At 68.8% G+C, this 11,937-nt stretch carries 13 protein-coding genes; 8 read left to right on the forward strand and 5 right to left on the reverse strand.

Features of this window, described 5'->3' with window-relative positions:
- The first annotated feature begins 46 nt into the window (after window positions 1–46).
- The 4 genes from BJ987_RS23350 to BJ987_RS23365 all read left to right on the forward strand — a co-directional run bounded on the left by BJ987_RS23350 (window position 47) and on the right by BJ987_RS23365 (window position 2,732).
- Window positions 47–1,291, forward strand: a complete 1,245-nt coding sequence (locus BJ987_RS23350) for an MFS transporter (RefSeq protein ID WP_209893964.1) — start codon at window positions 47–49, stop codon at window positions 1,289–1,291.
- Window positions 1,292–1,385: 94 nt separating this feature from the next.
- Window positions 1,386–1,625 (forward strand): hypothetical protein, encoded by a 240-nt coding sequence (locus tag BJ987_RS23355; protein WP_209893966.1) that lies wholly within the window; start codon window positions 1,386–1,388, stop codon window positions 1,623–1,625.
- Window positions 1,626–1,676: 51 nt separating this feature from the next.
- Window positions 1,677–2,333, forward strand: a complete 657-nt coding sequence (locus BJ987_RS23360) for a hypothetical protein (protein ID WP_209893969.1) — start codon at window positions 1,677–1,679, stop codon at window positions 2,331–2,333.
- 3 nt (window positions 2,334–2,336) lie between these two features.
- Window positions 2,337–2,732 carry a hypothetical protein gene (locus tag BJ987_RS23365; RefSeq protein WP_209893972.1) on the forward strand — a complete coding sequence of 132 codons (396 nt, stop codon included), beginning with the start codon at window positions 2,337–2,339 and terminating at the stop codon, window positions 2,730–2,732.
- A 2-nt stretch (window positions 2,733–2,734) separates the two neighbouring features.
- On the opposite strand, the gene BJ987_RS23370 is transcribed toward BJ987_RS23365, so the two are convergent.
- Genes BJ987_RS23370 through BJ987_RS23380 form a run of 3 tightly spaced genes read right to left on the reverse strand, consistent with a single transcriptional unit; the run spans window position 2,735 to window position 4,952 of the window.
- Window positions 2,735–3,142: a RidA family protein gene (locus BJ987_RS23370; protein ID WP_209893974.1), complete on the reverse strand. Its 408-nt coding sequence runs from the start codon at window positions 3,140–3,142 to the stop codon at window positions 2,735–2,737.
- A 2-nt stretch (window positions 3,143–3,144) separates the two neighbouring features.
- A complete protein-coding gene (locus tag BJ987_RS23375) occupies window positions 3,145–3,912 on the reverse strand; it encodes an IclR family transcriptional regulator (protein ID WP_209893977.1) in 768 nt (255 codons plus the stop codon).
- A complete protein-coding gene (locus tag BJ987_RS23380) occupies window positions 3,909–4,952 on the reverse strand; it encodes a sugar kinase (RefSeq protein WP_307869728.1) in 1,044 nt (347 codons plus the stop codon). The genes BJ987_RS23375 and BJ987_RS23380 overlap by 4 nt, the downstream gene beginning before the upstream one ends.
- A 141-nt stretch (window positions 4,953–5,093) precedes the next feature.
- Here BJ987_RS23380 and BJ987_RS23385 point away from each other — a divergent pair, with 141 nt between their 5' ends.
- The 4 genes from BJ987_RS23385 to BJ987_RS23400 are packed head-to-tail and all read left to right on the forward strand — an operon-like array spanning window position 5,094 to window position 10,101.
- Window positions 5,094–6,371, forward strand: coding sequence for a type III PLP-dependent enzyme domain-containing protein (locus BJ987_RS23385; RefSeq protein ID WP_209893983.1), 1,278 nt, complete (start codon window positions 5,094–5,096; stop codon window positions 6,369–6,371).
- Window positions 6,372–6,383: 12 nt separating this feature from the next.
- A complete protein-coding gene (locus BJ987_RS23390; RefSeq protein WP_209893986.1) occupies window positions 6,384–7,994 on the forward strand; it encodes an N-acyl-D-amino-acid deacylase family protein in 1,611 nt (536 codons plus the stop codon).
- 14 nt (window positions 7,995–8,008) lie between these two features.
- Complete coding sequence (locus BJ987_RS23395; protein WP_209898928.1) at window positions 8,009–8,617, forward strand: bifunctional 4-hydroxy-2-oxoglutarate aldolase/2-dehydro-3-deoxy-phosphogluconate aldolase; 609 nt, start codon at window positions 8,009–8,011, stop codon at window positions 8,615–8,617.
- Window positions 8,618–8,631: 14 nt separating this feature from the next.
- On the forward strand, window positions 8,632–10,101 hold the full coding sequence (locus tag BJ987_RS23400) for a GntP family permease (protein ID WP_209893989.1): 1,470 nt from the start codon (window positions 8,632–8,634) through the stop codon (window positions 10,099–10,101).
- A 16-nt stretch (window positions 10,102–10,117) separates the two neighbouring features.
- Here the strand turns inward: BJ987_RS23400 and BJ987_RS23405 are convergent, their stop codons facing one another.
- Entirely contained in the window at window positions 10,118–10,759 is a 642-nt protein-coding gene (locus BJ987_RS23405; RefSeq protein WP_209893992.1) for a response regulator, read from the reverse strand.
- 1 nt (window position 10,760) lies between these two features.
- Window positions 10,761–11,933: a sensor histidine kinase gene (locus BJ987_RS23410; RefSeq protein ID WP_209893995.1), complete on the reverse strand. Its 1,173-nt coding sequence runs from the start codon at window positions 11,931–11,933 to the stop codon at window positions 10,761–10,763.
- Window positions 11,934–11,937: the final 4 nt, after the last annotated feature.

The raw sequence follows: 11,937 nt of genomic DNA on the forward strand, positions 1-11,937 counted from the left end.
ACTATTTGGTTGACAGCTGGTCTCGGGCGGACCTACTGTCGTCGCCATGGGAACCCCGACACTTCAGCTTCCGGCCGACGGCTCGGCCACGGAACCTGCCCACAGTGCGTCGCCGCGGGCTCGGACCTGGCGCACGCTGCCCGTCTTCGTGCTCTCGGCGCTGCTGGCGACCGGTCAGATGTACACCCCTATACCGCTGTTCACGGCCATGAAGGCGGAATGGGACGTGGGTCCGGGAGTGATGACATGGGTCATCAGCGCCTTCGCTTTCGGATACGCGGGCGGCTTCGTACTCTTCGGCCCGCTCTCGGATCGCTACGGCCACCGCCGGGTCCTGGTTACCGGCATGCTTGTCGCGGCGGTGGTCACCCTATTGACCGGTCTGGCGTTCAGCGCGCCGGTGGCCGTCGCGCTGCGGATTGCGCAGGGCCTGGTGGTCGGCTCCATCCCGCCCGCGCTGATGGCCTATGTCGGCACCCGCATCACGCCGGGACATCGGGCCGTGGTCACCATGTCGGTGGCCACCGCGTTCCTGGCCGCCACCGTCATCGCGCAGATCGTCTCGCAGGCCGTGGTCGCCTCGTACCCGTGGCGCACCGTATTCCTCGGCTCCGCGGTCGTTTTCGCGGTGCTGGCCTTCGCGCTGCGGGCGGTCATGCTCGAGGACGAGCCCACCGGCCGAGACCTGCCGCTACGGCACAGCTATGCCGCCATTCCCGCCGTGCTCCGCATCAAGCCACTGCTTCCGATGCTCGTCGCGGGTGCGCTGAGCATGGCTGTCATGGTGGGCATCTACACCGGTATCGAACTCACCGGCCTGGTGACAGGATCCGGTGAGCTGCTGACCTTGCGTGCGGGCGCGCTTCCGGTGATGGTGCTGCTGCCGTTGCTGGCCATTCCGCTGGCCCGGCTGTCCAAGCCCGGCCAGATCGTTCTCGGCGTGCTGATCGCGACGATCGCGATGGTCGCCGCCACCTTCGAAGGCTCGCACCTCGCGGTGCTGACCGTGCTGCTGGCGGTGCTGGTCGGTGGTCTGGGTGTGATCGCACCGGCGGTGTTGCAGAGCGCGGGTGAACTCGGCGGTGACGCCCGCGCCGCCGCCTCCTCGGTCGCCATGTTCAGTTTCTACGTCGGTGCGACGGTGGGTCCGATGGTCGCGGCAACCGCCGCGCCACACGGGTTTTCGATCCTGGCCTGGACTCTGGCCTTGCTCCTGGTCGCCGCTCTCGGCCTGACGCTGCTGGGCGCTCGCCTGCAACGATCCGCGTCGGCCGCCGTCGCGCCGGGATGATCGCGGGCCGGATTCGCCATCGGGCCGGTGCGCGGCGCCGTGGCGTGCCACACTGTCCGCGAAAAGTACACAGAGGCGTGGTGCTGGAGGACTGATGGGCACGGAACCACTCGTCGATACGCAGCCGCTCCCGGCGGTGAGTTCGGAGGAGTCGGCCGATTTCGCTGAACTTGCCGTGGGGTGGGGCCCGTGGGCGGTGGGTTCGGCTGTGCGCGAGGACATGTCGATGACCCAGAAGTGGCTCCGCTACCGCTGGCAGGTGTTCGGCGGAGTGCTCGCGGGAGCGGTGCTCATCGTCGTCATCGGGATCGCGTGGATAACCCACGCGCGGTGATCTCGCGCCACGGCACGGCGGGATCGGGGCACAGCGGTTAGCATTCGGGATGTGCGCCGTGGCAAGTGGTTTCGGGTCCTCGTGTGCCTGGTCGCGCTGAGCGGTACGGGCGGGTGCGTAGGCGCGGTCGATCGCGCGGATTTCGAAGACCAGATGCGTACTCGCGGCGGGGGATTGGTGAGTACGCTGCCGCAGGAGGCGATCGCGGCGATCGCGCGGCGGATCGACGCCGCCGACGTCGAAGCGAATCTGCTCCTGCTCACCGCGCCGAATTCCACCCAGTTCCGGCTGGTGCTGAACGACCAGCCCGACCAGGTCACCAGGTTCCTGTCCACGGGCGAGGACCTGGCGGCCCGTGAACCCACCGTCCGTCTCCGCGTCCGGCCACCGGACCGGCCGCGGCAGCTCGACGACTATTCGTTCACTCTCGGTGCGCTCAGTGCTCCACGGCCGGTGCGGGTTTCGGCCTACGACGACCTCGACACCGAGAACTTCCGGGTCAGCGAAGTGCCCGGCCTGTCGCGAATCGAAGACATCGTCGACACCGCCCGCGCGCAGAGCGCCCTGCCGGACGGGCAGGTGACCGTGATCGTGGTGAGCAGGTTCGGCCACGAGATCCGCATCGTCGCCAACGTGCTGTCACCGCGGGCGGAGATCGTCGCGGAATTCGACCGCACCGGAGCCTTCCTGCGGATGCGGCAGGTATAACCGATGACGCGCCTTCTCGTGACAGCTGCCTCGGCCGGCGTGAGCGCCGGTTTCCTCAGCACGATCATTCCCGTCGCGATCTGGCCGGGGGAGGCGAAACTCACCGCCCCCCTGTTCTGTTCGGCTCCGGCCACCGAGCCGATCGTCGTCTCGGACACCTTCCACGATTCGGAAGGGACCTCGACGAACTACACGCTGTACTGCGTGGACGAGCGCGGCGCCCTCACCAACGAGGGCTTCGCCCTGCCGATGCTGGCGCTTTTCACCGCGCACGTGCTCATCCTGACCACCCTGATATTGCTGGCGACCCTCGTCGGCCGCGCCCGAGCTCGGCAGCCGAGCGACCGGCTGCCCAGCGACCGATTGCCCGAGGACGCGCGCGAGTATCCCCCGCTCTAGCGCTACTCCGAGACGATCGCGATCGCGTCGATCTCGACCAGCATCTCCGCGCGCGGCAGACCGGTGAAAACCGTAGTGCGACTGGGGAGTACGTCGCCGGTGGTGTGGGCGGTGACGAATTCGCCGTAGGCCTCGTTCATCGTGGCGAAGTCCTCGCGCTTGGTGAGATAGACCCGCAGCATCACCACATCGTCGAAGGTGGCGCCGCTCGCGTCGATGATCGCCTTGACGTTCTGCAGGGTGCGGGTGGTCTGCGCCGCCACGTCACCGGGGTAGAGGTACTCGTTGGTCACCGGGTCGACCGGGCCCTGGCCTGAGACCTGGACGAACGGGCCCTTGCGCACGCCCTGGGAAAACGTGTGCGCCGGGGCGGGGGCGTCGGTGGTGCGGACGGCGATCTTCTCGCTCATGGTCAGCCTTTCGTGGTGGGAGGGGAATTACGGATCCAGCCGAGTTCGGCGGAGATGGCATCGGCCGCGGCGCGGAGCTGAGGTAGCCGGGCCAGCACCTGGTCGTGATCGAGCAGCATGTCCGGCACCGACATGGACACCGCGGCGACGACCGCGCCGGTGCCGTTGCGCACCGGGACGCCGATGCAGTTGACGAAGGTCTCGTGCTCCTCGTGGTCTTCGGCATAGCCCTGCGCGGCAACGAGTTCCAGCTCGGCCAGGTACTGGTCCGGGGTCTGGATGGTGCGTTCGGTGAACTTGCGGTAGTCGATCCGTTCCGCGACCGCCCGCCATTCCGACCGCGGCAGCGCGCTGACGAGCACCTTCCCGACCGCCGTGCAATGCAGCGGTGCGGGCCGGCCGATCCGGGAGTACATGCGCACACTCTGGGTCGCGTCGAACTTGTCGATGTAGATCGCGTCGCCCGATTCGTAGGTGGCGAGGTGGATCGTCTGTCCGGTGGCGGTATTGAGCGCGCTGAGATGCGGCCGCGCCAGCGTACGGACATCACGTTGTTCCAGCGCTTGATTGGCCAGTTCGAACAGTCGCGAGCCGAGCACGTAGCGGTGGTCGTCGTCATGGGTGACGAAGCGCTGCGATTCCATGGTCTGCAACAGTCGCAGCACCGTCGACTTGTGCACGCCGAGTTCGCCCGCCAACTGATCGAGCGAACGCGCGTCGTCGCCGAGGGAGATGAGGATGGTCAACGCGCGCAACAGACTCTGACTCATAACGTCACATTCTCGGTGACCACCGCGTCGGTGTAGCGCAGCCGGGTCCAGTCGGTGCCGGAACAGGCGGCAAGGGCCGCAAGCCTTTCCGGCGCCGGCAGTTCCGCGACGTCGCCGGTCCCGGTCAACGCGGCGGCGGCGCACAGGTGCCCGAAGCGCAATCGCTGCTCGAGCGGGCGTCCGTGCAGCAGCGCGGCGAGGTAGCCGCCGGCGAAGGCGTCGCCGGCGCCGATCCGCTCGGTGACGTCGAGGCTCAGCGCCGGTACCTCGACCCGGTCCGGGCCGGAGAAGCCGGTGACCGAATGCTCGTTGTTCTTGACCACCAGCTGGCCGGGTTCGGGAAACAGGGCGCGCAGTTCGTCGGCGTCCTCGGTGCCGAACACCGTGCCGGCCTCGTCGGCGCCGAGGAAGACCACATCACTGCCGCGCACGTGGCGGGCCAGGATCTCGGCCGCCTGCTCGGCGCGCCCGGCCCACAGTGCCGGACGAAAATTCAGGTCGAAGCTGACCAGCCGGCCGCGGCGAGGGAGGGCGATCAGGGCTTCGGTGAGTTCGGTCGCCGATTCCGAGAGCGCGGTGGTGATTCCGGTGCAGTGCACGAGCGCGCAGCGATCCAGCAGTCCGGCCGCCGCCGCGAGGTCGGCCGTGGACAAAGCGCTGGCCGCGGATCCGGTGCGGTAGTACAGCATTCGGCTGTCTCGCGCGGCCAGATCGGTGGCCCTTCCGGAGCCGCCGCCGCGTTCCTTGACATACATGGCGGTCGGCCGGGTGGGATCGGTGACGACGGCGGAGACATCGACCCCGCGCGCCCGCAGATGCCCGGTCAGGTATCGCCCGAAGCCGTCGTCGCCGACCCGCGAGATCCAGCCGGCTTCGACCGCGAGCTGAGTGAGCACCGTCGCGACATTCGCCTCGGCTCCACCCGCGCTGCGGTCGAAGGTCTCCGACTCCTCGAGCGGGCCGGGCTGAGCCACCAATACCGCGAGCCCCTCACCGATCGTCACCGCCCGTGGGCGGTGCGGCGTAGTCGGCCACGTCACATCGATCTCCCTTCTGCCCTTGCGGCCACCGGCCATCCCGTGCAGAATAACCCCACCAAACACGATGTGCAACAATCGTTGCAAAATATGCAATGCATGAAATGTATAACTGGCGGAGCCGGATCCGCGGGAAGGAGCGACATGGCGATCGACGAAAAAGCCGTTGCCGCACTGGACGATCGGGTGCTCGGCCCCGAACACAAAGCGCTTCCGCCCGCCGCCTGGGGCCGCACCGTCCGGCAATTCCTGGACTCCGGCCCGCACCTGGACGACTTCGAAACCCCGGTGCTGACGATCGACCGTTCCGCCGTCGCGGCGAACGTCGCGGTCATGGCCGACTGGGCCGCCGCGTCCGGCGTCCGGCTCGCGCCGCACGGCAAGACCACGATGGCGCCGCAGTTGTGGGCCCGGCAGCTCGCCGCCGGTAGCTGGGGTCTGACCTTCGCCACCATCTGGCAGGCGCAGGTGGCCCGCTCCTTCGGTGTCGCTCGCATCGTCTTGGCCAACGCGCTGGTCGATCCCGTCGGATTGCGCTGGGTGGCGGCCGAATCGGCGCGGGACCCGGCGTTCGAGTTCGTCTGCTGGGCCGACAGCGTCGAGACGGTCGCGCTCATGGACGACCACTTGCGCTCGGCTCCCGGCGACGCGCGAATCCGGGTGATCGTGGAACTCGGTGGGCCGCACGGCCGTACCGGTGCGCGCACCGTCGAACAGGCGCATGCCGTCGCGGCGGCGATCGGGCGCGCCGAGCGGCTGACGCTGGCAGGTGTCGGCGGCTATGAGGGCGCGCTCGCGCACGATCGCACCCCTGCCGCGCTCGCCGCCGTGCGCCGATACCTCGACGACGTGGCGCGGCTGCATCGCGAACTCGCCGAGAGCTATCCCGGCGGCGCGATCGTCACCGCGGGCGGCAGCGCCTATCCGGACCTGGTCGTCGAACGCCTGGCCCCGCTGGCGGACGAGCGCGGCGAGCGCGGGGTTCCGACCACCGTCGTCGTGCGCTCCGGCGCCTACATCATCCACGACGACGGCTTCTACGCCGGAATCTCGCCGCTGGCCGCGTCCCGCAGCGAGCGTCCGCTGCGGTCGGCAATGCACGGCTGGGCCCGCACCGTCTCCCGTCCGGAACCCGAGCTCGCCCTGCTGGACGCGGGCAAGCGCGACCTGCCGTTCGACGAAGGGCTGCCGGTCCCGCAAGGCCTTGCCGGAGCGGGGAATTCGGTGTCCGCGTTGAACGATCAGCACACCTTCCTGCGGCTGCCCGGCGGTACGGCCGACGATCTGCCGATCGGCACGGTGGTGCGACTCGGCTTGTCGCATCCGTGCACCGCCTTCGACAAATGGCGACTCATCCCGGTGATCGACGACGTCCACGCGGAACGTCCGCGCGTCGTCGACCTCCTGCACACCTTCTTCTGACGAGCAGGCGACATGACCGACTTGGTTTTTCGAGACATCGACATCATCGACGGCACGGGCGGGCCCCGGTACCGCGGTGACGTCCACATCGACCACGGGCGCATCAGCGCGATCACCGAGCCCGGTACCTGGACGGGGGACGCACAGGTCATCGCCGCGCCCGGGTCCGTTCTCGCGCCGGGTTTCATCGATATGCACGCGCACTCGGATCTGCATCTGCTCACCGATCCGGGGCACTTCCCGAAGGTGAGCCAGGGCATCACCACCGAGGTGATCGGGCAGGACGGGTTGTCCTACGCCCCGATCGACGATCCGAGTCTGGCGGTGCTGCGCCGCCAGATCGCGGGCTGGAACGGCAATCCCGTCGATCTGGACTTCTCCTGGCGCAGCGTCGGCCAGTATCTGGACCGGCTCGATCAGGGCATCACGCCGAACGCCGCCTACCTGGTGCCGCAGGGCACGCTGCGGCTGCTGGTCGTCGGGAGCGAGCAGCGTCCGGCGACGGTGCCGGAGATCCGCCGCATGCGGGAGTTGCTCGCTCAGGGACTCGGCGAGGGTGCGGTCGGTATGTCGAGCGGGCTCACCTATACGCCCGGAATGTACGCGGACACCAGCGAATTGGCCGCGTTGTGCGAGGTCGTCGCCGAGTACGGCGGATACTTCGCCCCGCACACCCGCTCCTACGGCAAAGGCGCGCTCGAGGCCTACGCCGAAATGATCGATCTGGCCCGCCGTACCGGCTGCGCGCTGCATCTGACCCACGCCACCATGAACTTCGGCGTGAACCGCGGCCGCGCACCGGAATTCCTGGCGCTGATCGACGCCGCCCGCGCCGAGGGCTGCGACATCACGCTCGACACCTATCCGTATCTGCCCGGCTCGACCACGCTGTCGGCGCTGCTGCCGAGCTGGGCGATGTCCGGCGGCCCCGACGCGGCGCTGGCCCGCATCGACGATCCGGCCCTGCGGGCGCGAATCGCCTTGGACGTCAACGTGCACGGCTCCGACGGCTGCCATGGCGTCACGGTGGAGTGGGAGACCATCCAGATCAGCGGCGTCGCGAATTCGGCGCTGGACCGCTATGTCGGCAAGACCGTCGCGCAGATCGCCTCGGACAGCGGCACGCCGCCGGTCGAGGTGTTCTTCGACCTGCTCCGCCGCGATCAGCTGGCCACCACGATTCTGCAGCACGTCGGCCACGAGGAGAACGTGCGCGCGATCATGGCGGACCCGGGCCACATGGGCGGCAGCGACGCGCTGCTCGTCGGTGACCGCCCGCATCCCCGCGCGTGGGGCACCTTCCCGCGCTACCTCGGTCACTATGTCCGTGATCTGGGCGTGCTCGGGCTCGAGGACTGCGTGCACCATCTCACCGGCCGGCCCGCCGAACGTCTCCGGCTCACCGACCGCGGCCGTGTCTTCCCCGGTTATGCCGCCGACCTGGTGCTGTTCGATCCGGCGACGATCACCGATACCGCGACCTTCGAGCAGCCGAAGCAGCAGGCGCGCGGTATCCAGCACGTGCTGGTCAACGGGGAGTTCGTGATCAAGGACGGTGCGCCGACCGGCGCGCTCGCCGGCCGGGCGCTGCGGCGGCAGACCTCGGGAAAGGAGACAGTGTGAACGACACCAGCGCGATGGAGGTCATCCGCGCCGATCGTGTGCTCAGCGTGGTCCGCGCGCCGGCGATCCCGGATCCGGCCGCGTTGGCGGATGCCTTGGCGCGCTCCGGGATTCGCACCCTGGAGCTCACTTTCACGACGCCGGGTGTGCTCGGATACCTGCGGGTGGCCGCGGCCGTCGAGGGCGCGATGGTCGGTGTCGGGACCGTCCTGCACGCCGACCAGGCCGAAGCCGCCATCGAGCACGGCGCGCGGTTCCTGGTGACTCCCGGTGTCCGCCCGGAGGTCGCCGCGGTCGCCGCCGCGCGCGGCATACCGGTGGTCATGGGCGCGTTCACACCCACCGAGGTACTCACCGCACTCGATCTCGGGGCCGCCGCGGTGAAGATCTTTCCGGCGCGGGCCCTCGGCCCGGGCTATCTGAAAGACCTGCGCGGTCCCTTCCCTGATGTGGCGCTCATCCCCTCCGGAGGCGTCAACGCGGGCAACGCCGCGGAATTCCTCGCCTGCGGGGCCGTCGCGGTCACCGCGGGCACCGATGTCGTTGCCCCTTCCGACGTCGCCGCGGGCCGATGGTCCGACATCGCCTCGCGCGCGGCGTCATTCGTTCGATCCATGAATTGAGAGGTACCCCGGTCATGACCGCCACCGTCGACTGGCTCCGCGACACCACCCCCGGGCTACTAGTGCTCTGCGGTCTCGCGATCGCAGTCCTGCTGTTCGCCATCATCAAGATCAAACTAGAACCGTTCATCGCACTGCTGCTCACCGGTCTCGGGCTCGCGCTCGCCGCCGGCCTGCCGGTGTCGCAGATCGTCGGCACGGCCATCAAGGCCGGTGATTCCCTGCTGGAGACCGGTTTCGGTGGGATCCTGGGGCACATCGCGGTCATCATCGGACTCGGGACCGTGCTCGGCGCGATCCTCGAGCAGTCCGGTGGGGCCGATGTGCTGACCGGAAAGCTGCTGAAGCTCTTCGGTGAGAAGGGCGCTCCGATGGCCATGGGCCTGCTCGGGCTCATCTTCGGCATCCCGGTCTTCTTCGATATCGGCATCTTCGTGCTGGCGCCGCTGATCTACGTCGCCGCCAAGCGCGGTGGGCGGTCGCTGGTGCTGTACGCGATGCCGATGCTGGCGGGTCTGTCGATGACGCACGCGTTCCTGCCGCCGCATCCGGGACCGGTCGCGCTGGGCGGCCTGCTCGGGGTGAGCCTCGGCTGGCTGATCCTGATGGGATTCGTCTGCGGTATCCCGGGTTTCATCGCCGCCGGTCTGGTGTGGGGCTCCTACATCGGCAAGCGGATCATCGTCGAGGTACCCGATGAGTTCCTGGTGCGCGCGGACGGCTCGCGGACCGACGGCGAGGAGTCCGGCAAGCCCGGCGAGGGGCCCGGCACCGCGACGGATCCGGCGACCACGACGGTCGCGACCAAGCCGCCGTCGGCCGGGCTGATCGGCGCGATCATCGCGATCCCACTGGTGCTCATTCTCGGCGCGACCTTCGGAACCCAGCTGCTGGCCAAGGATTCGCGGCTGCTGCAAGTGCTGACCTTCCTGGGCACGCCCGCCGTCGCGCTGCTGATCGCGGTGCTCATCGCCTTCTACGTGCTCGGTATCCGGCGCGGATCGAGCGTGCAGCAACTCAGCACGCTGACCGCGGAGTCGCTGCGACCGGTCGGCATGCTGCTGCTGGTCGTCGGCGCGGGCGCGTTCTTCGGCAAGGTCATCTCGGCCACCGGCATCGGCACCGCACTCGCCGAGACCATGTCCGATGCGGGGCTGCCGGTGATCGTGCTGGCCTACATCATCAGCTGTGGTCTGCGCGTCGCGCAGGGTTCGGCGACCGTCGCCATCGTCACCACCGGCGGCATCGTCGCGCCGTTGGTCGCCGGGAACGACTATTCGCAGATGTCAATCGCGTTGATCGCGATGGCCATCGCGGCCGGGTCGATCATCCTCAGCCACGTCAACGACGGCGGCTTCTGGATCATCGCGAAGTACTTCAACCTCACCGTGAAGCAGACGTTGCAGACCTGGACGGTGCTCGAAACCATCCTGTCCGTGGTGAGTTTCGCGGTGGCGGCCGTGCTGTTCGCGTTCGTCAGCTAGTCCCGCGGCACCGTACCTACGCCGGCCCGCGCCTGGGCAGCAGACCGCGATCCATGGCGACGACGACGGCGTGGGTACGGTCGCTCACGTCGAGCTTGGCGAAAATGCGCAGCAGGTGCGTTTTCACGGTGGCCTCGGCGATGGTGAGGCGGATGCCGATCTCGGGGTTGGAGAGGCCGTCGGCCACCGCGTGCAGCACATCGATCTCCCGGGCGGTCAGGGTCACCGGGCCGGGGCGGCGGATGCGGGCGACCAGTCGTTCGGCCACGCGGGGCGCCAGGACGGTGCTGCCGCGTGCCGCGGCGTGGATGGCCTCGACGAGCTGCTCGCGGCTGGTGTCCTTGAGCAGATAGCCGATGGCTCCCGCCGCCATGGCCCGCTCGATATCGGCGTCGGTGTCGTAGGTGGTGAGGATCAGCACGCGCGTGCTGCTACGCCCGGCGATTTCGCGGGTGGCCGTGACACCGTCCAGCACCGGCATCCGCAGATCCAGCAGCGCCACATCGGGTTTGAGTCGTTCGACGAGCGCGATCGCCTCGCTGCCGTCCGCGGCTTCGCCGACGATGTCGATGCTGGGTTCGGCGGCCAGCAGGGCTACCAGACCCGCGCGCATGACCAGATGGTCGTCGGCCAGGATCAAGCGGAGGCGTTCGGCCATGTCAGTTCCGATCGTTCGTGGGCAGCGACGCGAAGATCCGGGCGCCTTCGCCGGGTGCGCTGGTCACGGTCAGTTCGCCGCCGAGTTCGGCGAGGCGGTTACGCATGCCGTGCAGGCCGAAGCCGCGGGCCTCGTGCGGTGTGAATCCGATTCCATCATCGGTGATTTCGAGTTCCACGCCGGACGCTCCGCGGCCCAGCACAATGCTCACCGTGCTCGCCTGCGCATGCTTGCGCACATTCGCCAGCGATTCCTGGGTACAGCGCAGCAGCGCGATCCGGGTGGGCTGATCGCACTCGATATCGGCGAGTTCCGCGTGCACGGTGAGTCCGGTGTCCTCGACGTAGCGATCCACGATGCGCCGCAGCGACCGCGCGATCCCCTCGCTCGCGCCCCCACCGGCCGGCGCGGCGCCGACGAGAACTCTGGCCTCGGTCAGGTTCTCGCGGGCCGTACGCTCGATCGAGAGCAACTGTTTGGCGCTCGTCGCCGGATCGGTCCGGAGACCGCCGCGCGCCGCCTCGGCCAGCACGATGATGGACGCGAACCCCTGGGCGAGGGTGTCGTGAATTTCGCGGGCGAGCCGCTCGCGCTCCTCGGCCGCGCCCTGGCGCTGGTGCGCGGCGGCCAGCTCCGATTGCGCGCGTTCCAGTTCCGCGCCGAGCAGGCGGGCGCGCTCGTCGGCCTGCTCGAGCACGCGGTCCAGCCATAGTCCGAACAGGACGCCGCCCGCCAGGCCGATCAGGGTGAACACCGCGTTGCCGGGCGAGAACGGCGCACCGACGAGAGTTCCGAGCAGTGTGGCCGCCGCACCCGCACCGAGGTAGCCGATCGCCTGCCGCGGGGTCGCGGTGTGGATCCAGAACATCGGTAGCGAGACGATGAAGAAGGCCGCACCGCCGTCGAGCAGGATGGCCGTCGTGCCGAGCACCAGGACGAGCAGAACCAGGAACCCGTTCGGCCGGACCAGCGGATTGCGTGGAAACACTTGCAGCAGCAGGTAACTTACGCCGAGCACGGCGACCAGCGCCCACGTGCCGTACTTGGTGAGATCGACCCGATCGTGCACCGCGATCATCGGCGGGCCGAGGCCGAACAGCACCCAGCAGCCGATATACCACCGCCGCAGGACGTGGATCCGGGACCGGTTCTCGGTTCGCGGCGGTGGGTTCATTTCG

Source organism: Nocardia goodfellowii, assembly GCF_017875645.1.
GTDB classification, from domain to species: domain Bacteria; phylum Actinomycetota; class Actinomycetes; order Mycobacteriales; family Mycobacteriaceae; genus Nocardia; species Nocardia goodfellowii.